Origin of the sequence: Aeromicrobium senzhongii (assembly GCF_014334735.1) — a bacterium.
Classification (GTDB): Bacteria; Actinomycetota; Actinomycetes; order Propionibacteriales; family Nocardioidaceae; genus Aeromicrobium; species Aeromicrobium senzhongii.
The window spans coordinates 2,600,445-2,618,794 of sequence record NZ_CP060587.1 but is presented as its reverse complement, the minus strand read 5'-3'; the positions used below and the strand labels follow the sequence as shown (position 1 = coordinate 2,618,794).

General features: G+C 71.5%; 15 protein-coding genes. 7 read left to right on the top strand and 8 right to left on the bottom strand.

All coding sequences use genetic code 11. From position 1 onward, the window contains the following. The first annotated feature begins 73 nt into the window (after positions 1-73). Complete coding sequence (locus H9L21_RS12900) at positions 74-1,888, top strand: SigE family RNA polymerase sigma factor (RefSeq protein ID WP_154596566.1); 1,815 nt, start codon at positions 74-76, stop codon at positions 1,886-1,888. Positions 1,889-2,062: 174 nt separating this feature from the next. Here H9L21_RS12900 and sucD read toward each other — a convergent pair whose 3' ends face one another. Next, positions 2,063-2,959, bottom strand: coding sequence for a succinate--CoA ligase subunit alpha (gene sucD / locus H9L21_RS12895; protein ID WP_154596567.1), 897 nt, complete (start codon positions 2,957-2,959; stop codon positions 2,063-2,065). A gap of 9 nt (positions 2,960-2,968) precedes the next feature. Further along, positions 2,969-4,132, bottom strand: coding sequence for an ADP-forming succinate--CoA ligase subunit beta (gene sucC / locus H9L21_RS12890; protein ID WP_187411546.1), 1,164 nt, complete (start codon positions 4,130-4,132; stop codon positions 2,969-2,971). A 418-nt stretch (positions 4,133-4,550) separates the two neighbouring features. On the opposite strand from sucC, the gene H9L21_RS12885 reads away from it, so the two are divergent. Continuing rightward, positions 4,551-5,468, top strand: coding sequence for a M23 family metallopeptidase (locus H9L21_RS12885; protein WP_222865786.1), 918 nt, complete (start codon positions 4,551-4,553; stop codon positions 5,466-5,468). Between the two features lie 123 nt (positions 5,469-5,591). Here H9L21_RS12885 and pcrA read toward each other — a convergent pair whose 3' ends face one another. Continuing rightward, complete coding sequence (pcrA, locus tag H9L21_RS12880; RefSeq protein WP_154596569.1) at positions 5,592-7,925, bottom strand: DNA helicase PcrA; 2,334 nt, start codon at positions 7,923-7,925, stop codon at positions 5,592-5,594. 91 nt (positions 7,926-8,016) lie between these two features. Here pcrA and H9L21_RS12875 point away from each other — a divergent pair, with 91 nt between their 5' ends. Continuing rightward, positions 8,017-10,161 carry a DUF5005 domain-containing protein gene (locus H9L21_RS12875; protein ID WP_154596570.1) on the top strand — a complete coding sequence of 715 codons (2,145 nt, stop codon included), beginning with the start codon at positions 8,017-8,019 and terminating at the stop codon, positions 10,159-10,161. 27 nt (positions 10,162-10,188) lie between these two features. On the opposite strand, the gene H9L21_RS12870 is transcribed toward H9L21_RS12875, so the two are convergent. Next, the gene (locus H9L21_RS12870; RefSeq protein WP_154596571.1) at positions 10,189-10,833 is read right to left on the bottom strand and encodes a LuxR C-terminal-related transcriptional regulator; all 645 of its coding nucleotides are present in this window, start codon (positions 10,831-10,833) and stop codon (positions 10,189-10,191) included. Further along, positions 10,830-12,098 (bottom strand): ATP-binding protein, encoded by a 1,269-nt coding sequence (locus H9L21_RS12865; protein WP_154596572.1) that lies wholly within the window; start codon positions 12,096-12,098, stop codon positions 10,830-10,832. The genes H9L21_RS12870 and H9L21_RS12865 overlap by 4 nt, the downstream gene beginning before the upstream one ends. Before the next feature lie 132 nt (positions 12,099-12,230). Between H9L21_RS12865 and H9L21_RS12860 the strand changes: the two genes are divergently transcribed. From H9L21_RS12860 to H9L21_RS12850, 3 genes are read left to right on the top strand one after another with little or no spacing between them, the layout of a single operon-like run. Beyond that, a complete protein-coding gene (locus H9L21_RS12860) occupies positions 12,231-13,493 on the top strand; it encodes a PspC domain-containing protein (protein ID WP_154596573.1) in 1,263 nt (420 codons plus the stop codon). Beyond that, a complete protein-coding gene (locus H9L21_RS12855) occupies positions 13,490-13,675 on the top strand; it encodes a hypothetical protein (RefSeq protein WP_154596574.1) in 186 nt (61 codons plus the stop codon). The genes H9L21_RS12860 and H9L21_RS12855 overlap by 4 nt, the downstream gene beginning before the upstream one ends. Then, positions 13,672-13,947 carry a PspC domain-containing protein gene (locus tag H9L21_RS12850; protein WP_154596575.1) on the top strand — a complete coding sequence of 92 codons (276 nt, stop codon included), beginning with the start codon at positions 13,672-13,674 and terminating at the stop codon, positions 13,945-13,947. Before H9L21_RS12855 ends, H9L21_RS12850 begins: the two co-directional genes overlap by 4 nt. Here the strand turns inward: H9L21_RS12850 and H9L21_RS12845 are convergent. From H9L21_RS12845 to H9L21_RS12835, 3 genes are read right to left on the bottom strand one after another with little or no spacing between them, the layout of a single operon-like run. After that, the gene (locus H9L21_RS12845) at positions 13,874-14,932 is read right to left on the bottom strand and encodes a glycerophosphodiester phosphodiesterase (RefSeq protein ID WP_255467056.1); all 1,059 of its coding nucleotides are present in this window, start codon (positions 14,930-14,932) and stop codon (positions 13,874-13,876) included. The two genes, H9L21_RS12850 and H9L21_RS12845, sit on opposite strands and share 74 nt — an antisense overlap. A 28-nt stretch (positions 14,933-14,960) precedes the next feature. Then, the gene (locus H9L21_RS12840; protein ID WP_187411544.1) at positions 14,961-16,427 is read right to left on the bottom strand and encodes a gamma-glutamyltransferase; all 1,467 of its coding nucleotides are present in this window, start codon (positions 16,425-16,427) and stop codon (positions 14,961-14,963) included. 45 nt (positions 16,428-16,472) lie between these two features. Beyond that, entirely contained in the window at positions 16,473-17,045 is a 573-nt protein-coding gene (locus tag H9L21_RS12835) for a dihydrofolate reductase family protein (protein WP_154596576.1), read from the bottom strand. Between the two features lie 116 nt (positions 17,046-17,161). On the opposite strand from H9L21_RS12835, the gene H9L21_RS12830 reads away from it, so the two are divergent. After that, positions 17,162-18,346 (top strand): MFS transporter, encoded by a 1,185-nt coding sequence (locus H9L21_RS12830; RefSeq protein ID WP_255467054.1) that lies wholly within the window; start codon positions 17,162-17,164, stop codon positions 18,344-18,346. Positions 18,347-18,350 lie beyond the last annotated feature (4 nt).

The window sequence follows — 18,350 nt, the reverse complement described above, 5'->3', positions numbered from 1 at the left end:
CTCACCATCCAACCGGTACTGTGGCGACGATCCTGACAGCACACGCCGGGGCGGATCGAAGGGAGGCGGACGGATGACTCGAGTCGACGAGTTCGACGCCTTCTATTCGGCGACGCAGCGCGTGACGCTCGTCACGACGTACGCCAAGTGCGGCGATCGCGACGTCGCTCGCGACGCCACGATCGAGGCCTACCGGCACGCCTGGGCCCAGTGGGCCCGCGTCTCGGCCGCCGACCCGGCGGCGTTCGTCCGCGCCGAGGCGTGGAAGGGGACGGCGCTGATCCGCAGCACGCACCCGCTGCGCCGCAAGCGCCCCCACGACACCGACCGGGCGTTGCTCAAGCAACTCGACGACCTCGACCAGCCGTCCCGGCGGCTGATCAGCCTCATGACGATCGCCGACGTCGACCTCGACGAGGCGGCGCTCGAGGTGGGAGTCGGTGACGAGGAGGCGCTGGAGCTGGCGTCCCGCGGATTCAGCCGGATCGAGGAGGGCCTCGGCGCGAGCCTCGACGAGGTCGTCGAGCGGATGCGTGCCCTCGCGGTCGTCACCGCCGGCATGGATCTGCCGACCGCGCCCGAGGTGCGGCGCTCCGCGAGTCGCGGGGCGCGTCGCAACACCGTCCTGGCCGTGGTGGCCGCCCTCGTCCTGACGCTCTTCGGCGGAGCGTTCGTGGCCCAGGGTGACGCGATGGAGCGTCAGTCGGCACTGCCCGACCGCGAGAAGATCGGCGCCGAGTCGCGCGACATCGTGTTGGACTCGCACAACATCGGCACCGACGACCTGCTGTCGGCCAGCGAGGTGGCGCACCTGCGGCCCGACACGACGTGGAAGGTCGACGCCACCGACACCGACCCGAAGAACGCGACGCCGTACGCGACCTGCCCGACCTCGCGCTTCGCCGACCCAGACCCGCTCAAGGTGTTCGTGCGGGCCTTCAGCAACGAGCGCGGCGGACGCGTGGCGCAGGCCCTCGAGGTCTCGCGGTCGCAGGCGGCCTCGGAGGCCGCGTTCGACCGGCTCGTGTCGTTCTACGCCGGCTGCCAGCACCCGCGCACTCGCCTCGTCGACGCGTATCGCGTCGAGCGTCCGTTCGGCGACTTCGACATCCTGCGCCTGCAGTCCTACCGCTCGCCGGCCCGGTTCATCACGGTGGGCCTGGCGCAGTCCGGCTCGCTCACCAGCACCCTGGTGCACGAGGCGCCGGGCACCGAGCGCACCGACGTCCGCGAGTTCGCGCGCGTGCTGAACGAGTCCATCAGCCGCGTGTGCGCGGACTCCGGTGGCGACTGCACCGAGCGGTTCACCGTCACGTCGGCGCTGCCGCCGCCGGTGGGGAAGTACCCCGAGTTCCTCGACGTCGTCGACCTGCCGCCGGTCAAGACCGTCGACAGCGTCTGGAGCGCCAGCGCCCCCATCGAGGTCGGTGAGCAGAACCCCACGGCGACCCTGTGCGACGACGCCTCCTTCACCGGCAAGTCCGTCGTGCAGGCCCAGGCGCGCGTGTTCGCGATCCCCGAGGCGCCGGTGCTGCCCGAGCAGTTCGCGCTCACGCAGACGGTCGGCCGCTTCACCGACGACCGGGCCGCGAAGGCGTTCTACGACCGGATCCGCAAGAAGGTCGACCGCTGCCCCGACAGCGACCTCCCGGCCAAGATCGACGAGACGAAGAAGATCAGGGGCGAGGGCTTCACGGGCATGTCGTGGCGCATCGGCTTGGAGATCGGCAAGAACAAGGTCGTCTACTACCGGATGGGCATCGTGCGCCGCGGCAAGGACGTCACCCAGGTGCTCTTCCCGCCCGCGGGCAAGTTCGCCATCTCCGGCGGCGAGTTCCGTGCCGTGCTCAAGCGCGCCGGTGAGCGCCTCGCCTACGCCCCGCAGTGAGGGCGCGTGCGGTGTCGGTTTACCACGGTCCCGTGGTAAACCAGCGCCTCCCCGGGGAAACTTCCCTAGGGAGGTGACGGATTCCCATGGTCCCGTGGTAATCCGGCCGCCCGCCCCCTGCAACGACGAAGCCCCCGCGACCGTGAGGTCGCGGGGGCTTCGTGCTGACGGGTGTCAGAGGCTCTGCAGGATCTCCCGCATGAGGGCGGCGGTCTCGGACGGCGTCTTGCCGACCTTGACCCCGGCGGCCTCGAGGGCCTCCTTCTTCGCCTGGGCGGTGCCCGAGGAACCGGACACGATGGCGCCGGCGTGGCCCATCGTCTTGCCCTCGGGGGCCGTGAAGCCCGCGACGTAGCCGACGACCGGCTTGGTGACGTGGGCCTTGATGTACTCGGCCGCACGCTCCTCGGCGTCGCCGCCGATCTCGCCGATCATCACGATCGCCTTGGTGTCGGGGTCGTTCTCGAACGCCTCGAGCGCATCGATGTGCGTCGTGCCGATGACCGGGTCGCCGCCGATGCCGATGGCGGTGGTGAAGCCGAAGTCACGCAGCTCGAACATCATCTGGTAGGTCAGGGTGCCCGACTTGGACACCAGACCGATCGGGCCCGCACCGGCGATCGTGGCCGGCGTGATGCCGGCCAGCGCCTGCCCGGGGCTGATGATGCCCGGGCAGTTGGGGCCGATGATGCGGGTCTTCTTGCCCTGGGCGTAGGCCCAGAACTCGGCCGTGTCCTGGACCGGCACGCCCTCGGTGATGATCACCAGCAGGCCGATCTCGGCGTCGATGGCCTCGATGACGGCGTCCTTGGTGAACGCCGGCGGCACGAAGGCCACCGACACGTCGGCGCCGGTCTTCTCCATCGCCTCGGCGACCGAGCCGAAGACGGGGAGCTCGACGTCGTTGCCGTCGGCGTCGACGTGCGTGACCGTGGTGCCGGCCTTGCGCGCGTTGACACCGCCCACGACGTTGGTGCCGGACTTGAGCATGAGGGCGGTGTGCTTGGTGCCCTCGCCGCCCGTGATGCCCTGGACGATGACCTTGGAGTCAGAGTTGAGATAGATCGCCATTTTCGTCCCTTACGCGTTCGCGAGCTCGGCGGCCTTGTCGGCGGCACCGTCCATGGTGTCGACGAGCGTGACCAGCGGGTGGTTCAGTTCGTTGAGGATCGCGCGGCCCTCGTCGACCTTGTTGCCGTCGAGACGCACGACGAGCGGCTTGGTGGCCTCGTCGCCGAGGATCTCGAGCGCGCCCTTGATGCCGTTGGCGACCGCGTCACAGGACGTGATGCCACCGAAGACGTTGACGAACACGCTCTTGACCTGCTCATCGTTCAAGATGACGTCCAGGCCGTCGGCCATGACCTGCGCCGAGGCGCCGCCGCCGATGTCGAGGAAGTTGGCGGGCTTGACGCCGCCGTGTGCCTCACCGGCGTACGCGACCACGTCGAGCGTGCTCATGACCAGGCCCGCGCCGTTGCCGATGATGCCGACCTCGCCGTCGAGCTTGACGTAGTTCAGGCCCTTCGACTTGGCCTTGACCTCGAGCGGGTCGGTGGCGTCGTTGTCGACGAACGCCTCGTGCTCGGGGTGACGGAACTCGGCGTTCTCGTCGAGCGAGACCTTGCCGTCGAGGGCCTCCAGCTTGTCGCCCTCGAGGCGCGCCAGCGGGTTGACCTCGACCAGCGTCGCGTCCTCCTCGACGAAGACCTTCCACAGGGCCTGGATCATCTCGACGGCCTGGTCGGCCAGCTCGGCCGGGAACTTCGCGTCGGCGACGATCTCACGGGCCTTGGCCTCGTCGACGCCGGTGCCGGCGTCGATCGGGATCTGGCGCACGGCCTCGGGGTTGGTCTTCGCGACCTCCTCGATCTCGACACCACCCTCGACGCTCGCGATGCACAGGTAGCTGCGGTTCGCGCGATCGAGCAGGAACGAGAAGTAGTACTCCTCGACCGGGGGAGTCGCCGGCGTGACCAGCACGCGGTTGACCGTGAGGCCCTTGATCTCCATGCCCAGGATGTTCGACGCGTGCTCGAAGGCCTCGTCGGCGGTCTTGGCGATCTTGACGCCGCCGGCCTTGCCGCGGCCGCCGGCCTTGACCTGCGCCTTGATGACGGTGACGCCGCCCAACTGCTCGGCAGCGGCCTTGGCCTCTTCGGCCGTGGTGACCACGGTGCCGAGGGTCGTTGCGACGTTGTGCTTGGCGAAGAGCTCCTTCGCCTGATATTCCATCAGATCCACGGTGACGTCCTTAATGGTGGGATTCGCTGTGGTTCAGCGGCCGCCGTGGACGCGACGCCGCCGAAGCGCTCGCGACTCTACCGGGCGTGAGGCCGCCGTTCAGGGCTGGGTTGTGTAAACGTGAGTTGAAACACCGTCCCGTCATCTGGACATGCGGGATCGACTTTCCTCTGCTATCTGGGAGTTAACCGCCGTTCACCCGGGTCGAAAGTTGGAATCGTGGACTCCGAGTCCCCTAGACTCGCGGAGTCCGACAGCCTGACCCCCCGGAGGCGCAAACCGTATGTCCGAACTCGATCGCTCGAGGAAGAGCGGTCGGTCGACCCCCGATGCCCCTGAGAACACCGGACGCGTTGGATCGCGCCGTGCAGTACGTCCCGTCGAGACCGACCACGACTCCACCATGGTGATGAACGCCGTGAGTGCCGAGTCGACGTCACAGACCTACACCGTCGGCCGTCGGGCGAAGCGCCCGACTCCCGTCGCCGCGCCGAAGCCCGCCAAGGCCGCCGTCGACCAGCCCGCCACGACCCCCGCGCGTGCCGAGCGCAGCGCCCCCGCCGTCGAGGACACCATCACGTTCCCCGCCGTCGGCTCCCTTCCCTCCGGCCGGATCCCCGGCGCCCGCCGCGCGGCCCGCCGCGCCGCCGTCTCGAGCCGCACCCGCCTCGCGGCCGGTGCCGCCGCCGTCGCGATCGCCGCGATCGGCTCGCTGAGCGTCACCTCGCCCGGCCTGCTCGCCGGCGCCGATGCCGCTCTGGCCAAGAACTACGTCGGCGCCAACGCGACCAACGCGGTCGACGTCTCGCGCAACTACGACCGCGAGCTCGCGGTGCAGAAGCCCCTGCAGGCCCAGCAGATCGCCATGGCGCTCGCTGAGCAGAAGGCCAGGGAAGAGCAGCAGGTCCAGGCCCGCGCCGAGGAGAAGATCCGCAACCAGTGGGTCATCCCGGTCGTCGGCTACCGCATCACGGCCCGCTTCGGCCAGGGCGGCGGCTACTGGAGCAGCGGCCGTCACACCGGCCTGGACTTCGCCGGCCCCTCCGGCTCGACGATCGTCTCGATCGCCGCCGGCACCGTGAAGTCGACCGGCTACGAGGGCGCCTACGGCAACAAGACCGTCATCACGCTCAACGACGGCACCGAGGTCTGGTACTGCCACCAGAGCTCGATCCAGGTCCAGCCCGGCCAGAAGGTCGGCCCCGGTGACGTCATCGGCGCCACGGGCTCGACCGGCAACGTCACCGGCCCGCACCTGCACCTCGAGGTGCACCCGGGCGGCGGCGGACCCGCCGACCCGGCCGCGATGCTCGCCGCGCACGGCGTGAACCCCTGACGGACCCTTCGGACTCATCGGAGGCCGGATGCGTGGGCTGAGGCCCGCAGCGTCCGGCCTCCGTCGTCTGAGGGGGTGCTCAGCGGTGAGCGCGGCGGTGGCGCGGGGCGTCGCCCCGCGTCCTCACAGCTTCTCGAGCGGGGCGTAGCGCAGCAGCAGCCGCTTGACCCCGGCCGAGCCGAAGTCGACGCTGGCGACGGTGTTCTGCCCGGTTCCCTCGACCGTGACCACGGTGCCCAGACCGAAGCTGTCGTGGGTGACGCGGTCGCCGGGGGACAGGGACACGACCTCGCCGCCGGCCTTCTTCTTCGAGCGGGCCGCGACGGCCGAGGACTTGAACGACGCGGACGGCGTGCGCGGCGCCCACTGCGTCGGTGCGCTGGCCTCACGCTTCCAGTCGATCAGGGTCGGCGGGATCTCGTCGAGGAAGCGCGACGCCGGGTTGTAGGACGGCGCGCCCCAGGCCGATCGCACCGTGGCGCGCGTGAGGTAGAGGCGCTCACGCGCGCGGGTGATGCCCACGTACGCCAGGCGGCGCTCCTCCTGCAGCTCGGCGGGGTCGCCGAGCGATCGCAGGTGCGGGAACACGCCGTCCTCGAGGCCGGTCAGGAACACGACGGGGAACTCCAGGCCCTTGGCGGTGTGCAGCGTCATCAAGGTGACGACGCCGTCCTTGGCGTCGGGCAGTGAGTCGGCGTCGGCGACCAGCGCGACCCGCTCGAGGAACGCGTCCAGCGAGCCTGCGGCCAGGACCACGTCGTCGTCGCTCTCCTCGTCCTCGTCGAGGGTGGCCGCGGACGCGACGAACTCGCGCGCGACGGCCACGAGCTCGGCCAGGTTCTCGACCCGGGTCTCGTCCTGCGGATCGGTGCTGTTCTCCAGCACCGTGAGGTAGCCCGACTTCGTCAGGGCCGCCTCGAGCACGGCATCGGCCGGCGCGCCGGAGGCGGCCAGGTCCATCAGTTCGGACATCGTCGTGGCGAAGCTCGAGACCGCGGTGCGCGAGCGGGTGCCCAGCTCGTCGATCTCGTCGACGCGGGTCATGGCCTCCCAGAAGCTGATGTCGTGACGGGTCGCGAAACGCTCGAGCGCGTTCTCGGCCCGGTCGCCGATGCCGCGCTTGGGCTCGTTGAGCACGCGGCGCATCGAGACGGCGTCGCGGGGATTGGCCAGCACCCGCAGGTAGGCCAGGGCGTCCTTGACCTCCTTGCGCTCGTAGAAGCGCACGCCGCCGACGACGCGGTAGGGCAGTCCGACGCGGATGAACACCTCCTCGAAGACACGGCTCTGCGCGTTGGTGCGGTAGAACACCGCGATGTCGCGCGCGACCGCGATGCCCTCGTCGGCGAGCCGGTCGATCTCGTCGGCGACGAACTGCGCCTCGTCACGCTCGTCGTCGGCGACATAGCCGACCAGCAGCTCGCCGTCGCCCTCGGCGGACCACAGTTTCTTGTCCTGGCGGCCGGGGTTGCGGGCGATGACGCCGTTGGCCGCCGCGAGGATGTTCTGGGTCGACCGGTAGTTCTGCTCGAGCAGCACGGTGGCGGCGTCGGGGAAGTCGTCCTCGAATTCGAGGATGTTGCGGATCGTGGCGCCGCGGAAGGCGTAGATCGACTGGTCGGAGTCGCCCACGACCATGAGGTCGGAGTCCTGGTCGCACAGCTCCTTGATGAGCGTGTACTGGGCGTGGTTGGTGTCCTGGTACTCGTCGACGAGGACGTGGCGGAACCGGCGGCGGTAGGTGTCGCGGACCTCGGGGAAGGCCTGCAGCAGGTGGACCGTGTTCATGATGAGGTCGTCGAAGTCCATCGCGTTGGCCGCACGCAGGCGCCGCTGGTACTCGGCGTAGCACTGCGCGTACGTCTCGTCGGTGCCGTTGGTGGCCCGGTGGCCGGCCTCCTCGTGGTCGACCAGCTCGTTCTTGTGGTTCGACACCCAGTTCAGGACCGCGCGCGGATTGACCTTCTTGGGGTCCAGGTCGAGGTCCTTGACGACCAGCGTCATCAACCGCCGCGTGTCGGCGGCGTCGTAGATGCTGAACGAGGAGGTGTAGCTGAACTTGTCGGCCTCGCGGCGCAGGATCCGCACGCAGGCGGAGTGGAACGTCGAGACCCACATCATCCGGGCCCGCGCACCGACCAGGTCGGCGACGCGCTCGCGCATCTCGGCGGCGGCCTTGTTGGTGAAGGTGATGGCCAAGATGGAGCCCGGGTGGGCGCCGCGGGCGGCGATGAGCCAGGCGATGCGCCGGGTCAGCACCCGGGTCTTGCCCGAGCCCGCGCCGGCGACCACCAACAGGGGCCCACCGGTGTGTGACACCGCGGTGCGCTGGGCGTCGTTCAGGCCTTCGAGCAGCTCGTCGGAGCGTGCCGTCCGCCGTTTCGCGGGGGTCTGCTCGGGGCCGTCGGGACCCGGGCGGGTCGGGCGGGAGGAGGGCACGGGGAATGGCAGGGTCATCGCGGATACAGCCTAGTCGCGGGTCCCGACAGGCTGCCCCGAGACGGGCGGCGCGGCGGCCGTCTCGCGGCGCCGTCGCTACGGTGGCCCCATGGACCGCGTGCGGGGGGTGGGCCTCACGGTCGCCGGTTTCGTGGTGGCGATCGCGCTCACGACCCTGCTGGTGCGGATCGATCCGGCCTCGGAGCTGCCGGGCCTGACCCAGGCGGCCCCGCGCGAGATCCCGGTCGCCGTCGTGGGCCCGGAGCCCCAGGCCACGACGATGCGCGATGCGCTCAACGGCCCGGTCGACCAACCGCTCGCCGCGCGGCTGAGCCCGTCGCGGAAGGCCGCCGAGGCCAGCCTGCGGGACCGGTCCGTCAGCGGTGTCCTGCTGCTGGGCCGCGGGGACCGGCACGTCCTGTGGGTGGCCAGCGCCGCCGGCCGCGCCGAGGCCGACGAGGTGCGCTCCACGGTCGAGGAGATCCTCGCCGTCAGCGGGCAGACCGTGCGCGTAAGTGATCGGATCCCCACGAGCGCGCGCGACCCGCAGGGAGTCGGTCCCTTCCGGCTCGCCATGGGGTGGGCGCTGCTCGGCGTCGCGTTCGCGGGGCTGCTGGGACTGGTCTTCGGAGCCCGCTCGGCCGGGCCCCGTCTGGTGCTGCTGCGTTTCGCCGTGCTGGCCGGAGGGGCTGCGGTGGCCGGCGTCGGCGGCGCGTTCCTCAGCGACGTGGTGATCGACCGCTTCGACGCGCCCTTCTGGTCCCTCGCGGCTCTGGGCGCGCTGGTCGTCCTGGGCGTCGGCGCGGTCGCCCTCGCGCTGATCGCGTGGTTCGGCGGCCTCGGTCTGGGCTTGGCCATCGCGGGACTCGTGCTGGGGATCCCCGGCGCGATCGGCGCGTGGCCGTTGACCCCGATGCCCGTGGTGTGGCCGACGCTGCTGGCCTGGCTGCCGCCGGGCGCGGCGACGTGGGGCACCCGCGACCTGGCCTACTTCGACGGTGAGGGTGTCGAGCGCGTCGTGCTGATGTTCATGCTCTGGACGATGATCGGCCTGGCCGCCACCACGGTCGCCGCGACGGAGGCCGAGTCCCGCCCGGGTCTGCTGAGCGTCCATCCCTCACTGCGCCGCCGTCCCGTCGTCGCCGCTCTCGGGGCGCTGTTCCTCGCCGGCGTGCTCGTCGTGACGCCCGCGGCGCCGGCCTTCACGACGTCGGCCCCTCAGCCGTCGGTGACGGTGACCTGCGCGCCCGTGACGCTGCCGCGGAACGTCGAGGAGCTCAACCAGCGGATCGAGACGGTCGACGACATCGCGGGCTTCGTGGGCGGGGACGTGGGGGCCAGCACGGCGTTGGCCGACGGGCGCGAGCTCTTCGTCTTCGGCGACACGGTCCGGCGGCCCGACTACGACAGCACGACGATGGTGCGCAACTCGATGCTCGTGCTCGGCGACGGGTGTGCCGGGCTCGTCCAGCGCCGCAACCGCGGTGCGCTGATCCCCGACCGTCCCGACGGCGTCGGCTACTGGCCGATGTCGATCGCGTCGGTGGAGCTCGACGGGCACGACCTCGTCGGCGTGATGGCGCAGCGCGTCGAGCAGACCGGCGACGACGGCCCGTTCGCCTTCCGCAACCTGGGCCCGGCCGTCGCGATCTTCGACGTCGAGTCGGGGCAGGGGCCGGTGCTGCAGCGCGTCGTGGACCTCGGCAAGGACGACCCCGACCCGGCCCGCCCGACGTGGGGCGCCGCAGGGACGGTGGTGGGGGACACCGTCTACCTCTACGGCACCAGCCGGTCGTCCGAGAACGGCTTCGGCTGGGCCGTCTCGGTGGCCCGGGCCAGGCTGACCGACATCACCGACCAGTCGACGTGGCGGTACTGGGACGGCAGCCGCTGGCAGCGCGACGAGGATCGTGCCGCCACGCTCATCGACCAGCGAGACGGCGTCTCGCAGACGTTCTCGGTCTTCCGCGAGGGCGACTCCTGGTACGCGCTCAGCAAGCAGTCGGACTTCGTCGGCACCGACCTGGTCCTGTGGAAGGGCCCGAGCCCGACCGGCCCGTTCACGGCCCTGCCGCCCGTCGCCAAGATCCCCTCGACCAGCTCGGAGCTGCGGTACATGCCGCTGGCCCATCCGGACCTCTTCCCCGAGCCCGGGACGATGGTCGTCTCGGTCAGCCGCAACACGACCGACGGCGACGTCCAGGCCGATCCGAGCCTCTACCGGCCCGAGTTCCTGCGCATCGACCTGCCCTGATCGGCCGGAGTCTGTCCGGCGGTTCGCTCAGATCAGTCGTCGGTCGCTCGCCCAGCGGGTCAGCTCGTGGCGGCTCGAGAGCTGCAGCTTGCGCAGGACGCTCGAGACGTGGGTCTCGACGGTCTTGACCGAGATGAACAGCTCCTTCGCCACCTCCTTGTAGGCGTAGCCGCGGGCGATGAGCCGCATGACCTCGCGCTCGCGGTCGGTGAGGCGGTCGAGGTCCTCGTCGACCTGGGCGATCTCGATGGTCCCGGCGAAGGCGTCGAGCACGAAGCCGGCCAGCCGAGGGCTGAAGACGGCGTCGCCACCGGCCACGCGGTCGATCGCGTCGAGCAGCTCGTCGGCGGAGATGTTCTTCGTGACGTAGCCGCGCGCGCCGGCGCGGATGACCCCGATGACGTCCTCGGCGGCGTCGCTGACCGAGAGCGCCAGGAAGGTGCTGCCCGCACCGGCGCGCCGCAGGATCTCGGTGCCGCCGCCCCCGGGCAGGTGGACGTCGAGCAGGACGACGTCGGGCCGCAGCGCGGCGATGGCCTCGACGGCGGTGTCGACGTCCTCGGCCTCACCCACGACCTCGACCCGGCCGCTGCCGAGCCGCTCGAGCTCGGCCCGCACGCCCGTGCGGAACATCGCGTGGTCGTCGACCACCAGGACGGACAGGACGGTCATGAGGTCTCCTTGTCGCCCGACACGGGCATGGTCAGCGCCACCTCGGTGCCCCCGTCCGGCGTGCTGCGGACGCGAGCCGTGCCGCCGTGGCGCTCGGCGCGGCCGATGATCGAGTTTCGGATGCCCAGACGGTCCTCGGGGATCGTATCGGGGTCGAACCCCGTGCCGCGGTCGCGCACGAAGACCTCGAGCCGGGCACCCTCGCCGGCGGGGACCCGCTCGGCGTAGACGTCGACGCGCTCGGCCCCGGAGTGCTTGGCGGCGTTCACCACGGCCTCGCCGGTGGCGGCCAGCAGGGCGCGAACGGCGTCGTCCAGCACCGCGTCGCCGACCGTGACGACCTCCACCACGATGCGGTGGTTGGCCTCGGTCTCACCGGCCATCTCGCGCAGGGCCGCCGCGAACGTCGTGACCTCGCCCTGGCGGCCGTACAACCAGTCGCGCAGCTCGCGCTCCTGGCGCCGGGCCAGGGTGGCCACGGCGGCCGGGTCGTCGGCGTTCTTCTGCAGCAGGGCGAGCGTCTGCAGGACGGAGTCGTGCAGGTGGGCCGCGACGTCGGCACGCTCCTGGGACCGGATGCGCTCGAGCCGCTCACGACCGAGGTCGGTCCACAGCCCCAGGATCCAGGGTCCGAGGATCAGGCCGATGCCGGCGACGGCGATCACCAGGGCAGACCCGAAGTCGACGGCGGCCGACCAGCCGCGATTCACCGTGAGGACGTAGACGGCGCCGAGGCCGATGAGGGTCACGCCGACCAGCAGGCGCATGACGTAGGCGGGCCCCTCGGTCTGGCGGAGCCAGGCGTTCCAGGTCGCGTCGTCGAACATCCGCCACACGACGGCGATGCCGGTGACGAACAGCAGCAGGGGCAGCATCCAGCCCTGGAGCCACCCTCCCGCGAGTGCCATGAGGCCCAGGACGCCCAGGCCGATCGCGCCGATCGCGGCGCTCTGGACGATCTCGAGGCGTGACGGGCCGCGACTGCCCGGGCGCAGGCCGCGCCGCCGGGCCGAGGCCAGCCCGGGGGAGTCGGTCGGCGCCTGCAACGGCAGGAACCACCACAGCAGCAGGTAGGCGATGAGGCCGGCACCGTGGATGACGGTGGCGACGACGAACCCGACGCGCACCCACACGACGGGCAGGCGCAGGTGCTCCGCGAGGCCGGCGCTGACTCCGGCGACGATGCGACGGTCGGCCGGCCGGTAGGCACGCCGGTAGCCGCCCTGGCCGGAACGGCCCGGAGCGTCGTGCGCGGCGGTCGTCATGGCTCCAGCCTCACACGCGGGCGCGCACGAGCGCCATGAGGTTCGACCCCGGTCCGGGCCGAGCCCGTCTCGGGGGAGGACCAGGGGTTCACCTGATGGCGTCGGGGCCGTGGTGCGCGAGAGGCTGGAGTCATGACAAGTCCCCCTTCCACCTCGTCACTCGAGGGCCTGCGCCGCTCGAACGACGAGAAGATGATCGCCGGTGTCGCGAGCGGCCTCGCGCGCACCTTCGACATCGATCCCGTCATCGTGCGCATCGCCTTCGTCGTGTTGACCCTGATCGGCTTCTCCGGACCGCTGCTCTACCTGGCCGGCTGGTTGCTGATCCCGCGCGAGGGGGCCCAGCGCAGCGCGCTGGGCGACGCGTTCGACCTCCAGTCGGACTCCCACGTGCGGACGGTGGGTCTGGTCATCGCCGGTGTCCTGGCGGTCGCCGCGGTCCTCGGCAACCAGGCCTGGGGCAGCCCGTGGATGTGGGTCGGCTGGTTGTGGGTGCTGTTCTGGATCGCCGTGCCCGTCGCGGCCGTCTACTGGTTCGTCGCGGTACGGCCCAGGCAGCGCTCGGCAGCCGCGCCCGTCGTGCCGCCCCCGCCGTACCGGCCGGAGGCCGCCACCGAGCCCACCCGTCCGTCCGCCGCGCCGCCCTCCGGCGCCGCGTTTCCCTCGACCCCCGCAGGAGAGAACGACATGACCTCACCCATCGCCACGGACGAGGAGGCGACCGCCGTCATGGGCGAGTCCGGGCCGCCCTCCAGCGCGCCACCGGGACCGCCGACGAGCGTGGTGCCACCCCGTCCCCCGCGGGAGAAGTGGTCGCCGGCCCTGCTGCTGGTCACCCTGTCCGCCATCGTCGCGGCGATGGGCGCGCTGGGACTGTGGTCCGTCATCCAGGAGCCCGTGGACGTCGCCGTCTATCCGGCGGTCGCCCTGGCGATCGTCGCGGTCGGCCTCTTCGTCGGGACCCGTATCGGGCACCCGGGCGCCCTGGTCCTCGTCGGTCTGCTGATCCTGCCGGTCCTCGCCGCGGCATCCTTCGTGCCGAACTTCAGCGCCGGTGACGTCGACCTGCGTCCGACTACGGCCGCCGCGGTTCCCGAACAGGTCGAGCTGGGCTTCGGCGAGGTGAGTGTCGACCTCACCGCGGTGCAGGATCCCGCCGCACTCGCCGGTCGTCGGCTCGAGGTCGACCACGGCATGGGGGAGACCACCGTGGTCGTGCCCCGTGACCTGGACGTCGCCGTGGAGGCATCGTTGACCGCAGGCGGCGAGATCGACGTCTTCGACGAGGTCCGCCAAGGTCGCAACCCCCGTCTCGACCGGCCCTCCGACGCCCTCGGGGCCCTGGTCATCGAGATTCGTGGAACGGCGGGCGAGATCACGGTGGTGCGACGATGAACACCCATCCGCTGCGCTGGGACGCGCTCGTCTTCGGCGTCCTGTTCGCCCTCGTCGTGGCCGGCTGGGCCGCGCTGACCTACGACGTGGTGAGCGTCGACGACCTGGCGATCGCCGGTCCCGTGGCTCTCATCATCGCCGGCGTCGCCGGCATCGCACTGACCCTCAGGAGGAAGCCATGACCCCACCCACCCCCGCGCCCAAGCGGCTCACCCGGAGCTCGACCGACAAGTGGGTCGGCGGCGTCTGTGGCGGGCTGGCGCAGTACACCGGAGTGGACGCGAACCTGATCCGGCTCATCACCGTGGTGTTGGTCGTGGTCGGCGTCGGCACGACGTTGCTGGTCTACCTCGCGGCATGGCTGCTGATGCCCTCGGACGTCACGAACCAGCCGTACCCGCCGCCGCCCGCGCCGACAGATGGGCCGACCGCGCCGCCACCGCCGTCCGTGTGAAGTCCGAGAACACCCCGTCGACCCCGGCGGCGTAGAAGGCCAGCAGCTCGGCCGTCGCGTCGCCGGGGTCGGCCACGTTCTCGCTCGTGCGCCACTGGACGGGCAGGAAGTTGTTCTCGTTGCGCATCGTCCAGATGTGCACGAACAGGCCCGCCGCGTGCGCGTCGCGGACGAGGTCGGTCTCGCCGAGCAGGTTCTGGTGCCGGTCGCGCGCGATGACCAGGCTCTTGTTCGGCCCGATGCCCTGGGCGTACTCGGCGATCTTCGCCAGCTCCTGCGGGGCGGTCAGCGCCGCGTAGTCACGCGGGTCGAAGGCCGCGACGAGGTCGTACGGGCCGCCCTTGCGCTCCATGAGCTGCACCAGCGGGAGCGGCGTGCGGTCGGCGAGGGCCTTGAGGTTCGCCGTCTCCATCGACTGGATGACGACCTTGGCGTCCGGCCGGTTCAGTCCACGGCGCTCCAGCACCTCCATCAACCGGTCGTTCAGGTCCAGGCCCAACCGGCTGAAGTACGTCGGGTGCTTGGTCTCGACGTAGACCCCGACCGGCTCGGCGTCCGGGCCGCGGCGCGCGTTCTCGGTCTCGGCGATGTCGATGACCTCGTCGAGCGTCAGGATCTGCTCACGGCCGTTCAGGGGCAGGTTCTGCGGGCGCAGCTGGGGCAGCCGCTCCCGCGTGCGCAGGGTCTTGATCTCCTCGAGGGTGAAGTCCTCGGTGAACCAGCCCGTGAGCGGCACGCCGTCGATGAACTTCGTCGTGCGCAGGTGGGCGAACTCCGGTCGCTCGGCGACGTCGGTGGTCCCGCCGATCTCGTTCTCGTGACGCACCACGAGGACGCCGTCCTGAGTGGCCACGACGTCGGGCTCGATGTAGTCGGCACCCTGCTCGATCCCCAGCAGGTAGGAGGGGCGGGTGTGCTCGAGTCGCGAACCCGGCACCCCGCGGTGCGCGATGACGACGGGCTCGTCCACGAGCGATGCGGTCACCCGATCCAGCGTAGTGCGGGCGACCGGCTCACGACACGATGCGCACGGCGCCGCTGCGGCGGGGATCGGCGGCTGCGACGAGGGTGCCCTCGGCCGTGAGCATGGTCCCGGAGACACCGCCGAAGTACATCGTCAGGTCGTCGGGGTCCTCGACCTTGATCTCCTCCTGCGCGGTCCCGGGGCGGTGCAGGTGAACCCGGGGGTGATCGATCGCCTCCTGCAGCGTGAGCCCGTCCTCGACCAGCCCTGTGAGGGCCTGGACGATCGCCGTCGTGATGCGGTCGGCGCCCGGTGACCCGATGGCCAGGACGCCTCCGTCGACGTGGCGGCCGACCGTCGGAGCCATGTTCGACAGCAGGCGCGAGCCCGGCGGGAGGCCGTGGAGGCCGCGCGGGTTCAGCTCCTGCTCACCGAGGCAGTTGTTGAGCCAGATCCCGGTGCCGCGCGCGATCATGCCCGAGCCGTAGCCCGACGAGATCGTGACGGCGCACGCGGTGCCGGAGCCGTCGGTCGTCGAGACGTGTGCGGTGGACCCGGACTCGAGGGCCCCGAGACCGTCGCGGTCGACCAGGTCCAGGAACGCGGCGGCGTCGCGCTCCAGGTCGTCCGTGTGGTCGAAGACCCGCAGCCGCTCGCCCAGCACCCGCCGCTGGACGCGCAGCAGGTGGTCGCGATCCTCCAGGCCGTGGCCGGCCATGAGGCGCAGCATCGCGGCGACACAGACACCGCCGACGGCGGGCGGTGGGTTCGTGGCGAGCGTCCAGCCCTCCATGCGCGCGGTGAGCGACGGCCGCACGACCGGCGTGTACTCGGCCAGGTCCTCGGGTCCGAGGATGCCACCGCGATCGAGCACGTCCTGGGCGATCGCGCGACCGAGGTCGCCGGTGTAGAGCTCCCCCGCTCCGAGACGGGCGATCATGCTGAGCGAGTCGGCCAGGTCGGGGACGACGAGGTCGGTGTCGATGAGGGCGCCGTGCTCGTCGTGGAGTGCGGCGCGGCTGGCGGCGTCCCAGCCGAAGATCGACTCGTGGACGTACTCGAGGTAGTACCGCGACGCGGCGCTCAGCCGGAAGCCGCTGCGAGCGATGTCGATGGCGGGCGCCAGCAACTCAGCCCAGGGCAGCCGGCCCCACCGGCGGTGCGCCTCGCCGAACGCCGCGATCGCACCGTGCGTCGCGACGGATCCGGCACCGATCGTGAGGACGACACCGCCGCCGTAGACACTCTCGACGTCCCAGGTGCCCTGGCCGAGGTGGCCGGCGGCGGTCCGCCCCGGCATGTCCATCCAGCCGTCGATCGTGACCGGGGCCGAGCCGTCGGGAGGCTGGATCGTCAGGAACCCGCCGGCGCTGGGCGAGACCAGCCCGACCTCGTTGACCATGGCGACGAAGGCCGCGGTGATCGCGGCGTCGATCGCGTTCCCGCCCGCGCGCACGATCGCCTCCGCAGCGTCTGCGGCGGCGACGTTGGGGGCGGCGATCGCGACGCTGGTCACGGGCTCAGGCTACGGCTCAGGGGCGTTCGCGGCTCGGGACGGGATTCAGGCTCCGACCCGGTAGGTCAGATGGGCGAACTGGCCGCGCTGCTCGACGCCGCTCAGGCGCAGCCGGTCCGCGCCGAGTCGTCGCGGCAGCAGGGGCTGCCCGGCGCCCAGGGTGACCGGGGCGACGCTGACCTGGATCTCGTCGAGGGAGCCGGCGTCGGCGAACTGGCCCACGAGGTCGCCACCGCCCATGAGCCACACGTCGCGGTCGCCCGCGCGGGCGCGGATCGCCTCCAGCTCGTCCTCGACGGCGCCCGAGACGACAGTCAGGTCGGCACCGTCCGGGACGGGCAGGTCGCGCGAGGTGAACAGGAAGGCCGGCTTGCCCGAGATCGCGTCGGTCCACGCCGCGGGGTCCTGCAGCGCGCCGGTCTCGCGCAGCAGCCACTCGTACGTCGACGAGCCCAGCACGGTGACCCCGATGCCCTCGAGGAACGTGCCGAAGTGGTCGGCGTGCTCGGGCGCGTCCGGCGTGCCGCCCGCGACGTCGAACAACCACGTCAGCGAGTGGTCGGGGTCGGCCAGGAAGCCGTCGAGCGTCGCGGCCGTGTTGAAGACGAAGCGGGTCATGCCCGCATCCTGCGGGTGGTCGTGACCCGACCGCAAGGGCGGGGAGGGTGCGCGAGGTGACGGGACTCGCATCGCCGTCGCGGAATGCGCGGCACCGTCGAGGACTTGGAACGAAGGTGACGACCGAGAGCGAGCCGACGACCCGTCCGCGCCACGTGGTGCTGGCCATCCTGGCGTTGGCGCTGGGTGGCTTCGCGATCGGGACGACCGAGTTCGTGACGATGGGCCTGCTGCCCGACGTGGCCGCCTCCATCGGCGAGGACATCCCGACGACCGGCCACATCATCTCGTCGTACGCGCTGGGCGTCGTCGTGGGCGCGCCGCTGATCGTGGCTCTCGGCGCCCGGATGCCCAAGCGCGCGCTGCTGCTGTGGCTGGTCGCAGGCCTGGCCCTCGGGAACGCGCTGACCGCCCTGGCGAGCGGATACGTCCCCGTCCTGCTCGCCAGGTTCGTCGCCGGGCTGCCGCACGGCGCGTACTTCGGCGTGGCCTCGCTCGTCGCCGCCTCCCTCGTGCCCCCGGGCCGTCGAGGCCGGGCGATCAGCATGGTGATGATGGGCCTCTCGGTGGCCACCGTCGTGGGCGTCCCCGCGAGCACGTGGCTGGGCCAGGCCGTGTCCTGGCGGGCCGCCTATTGGATGGTGGTGGCGATCGCCGCCGCTGCTGCCGTGCTGGTCGTGGCCTTCGTGCCGGTCGTGCCGGGCGACCCGAAGGCCACCATCCGCAGCGAGTTGTTCGCGCTGCGCGAGCCGGCCGTCATCGCGGCGTTCCTGACCGGCGTCGTCGGCTTCGGCGGCGTGTTCGCGATGTACAGCTACGTCGCGCCGATCGTGACCGACGTCGTCGACCTGCCCGCCGGCACGATCCCGGTCTTCCTGCTGGCCTTCGGGCTGGGCTCCGTCAGTGGCACCTGGGCCGCCGGTCGCCTCGCCGACTGGGACAACGTCCGCCAGATCGTGGGCGGCCTCGTGGCCAGCGTGGTCGTCCTGCTGGTCTTCCACGAGTTCGTGCACCTCGCGGTGGCGGCGCTCGTGGGCGTGTTCCTCGTCGGGGCGCTGGGCAGCGTGATCGCCGTGGGCCTGCAGATCCGGCTGATGACCGCCGCGGGCGACGCGCAGATGCTCGGTGCCGCGCTGAACCACGCGAGCCTCAACATCGCGAACGGCCTCGGAGCCTGGCTCGGCGGCCTCGTCATCGCCGCCGGAGCCGGCTACGCCGCCCCGGCGCTCGTCGGCGCCGCGTTGGCCGGGGCGGGCCTCGTGGTCTTCCTGGTCGGCCTGCGATGGGCGCCCGTGCGCTGAGCCG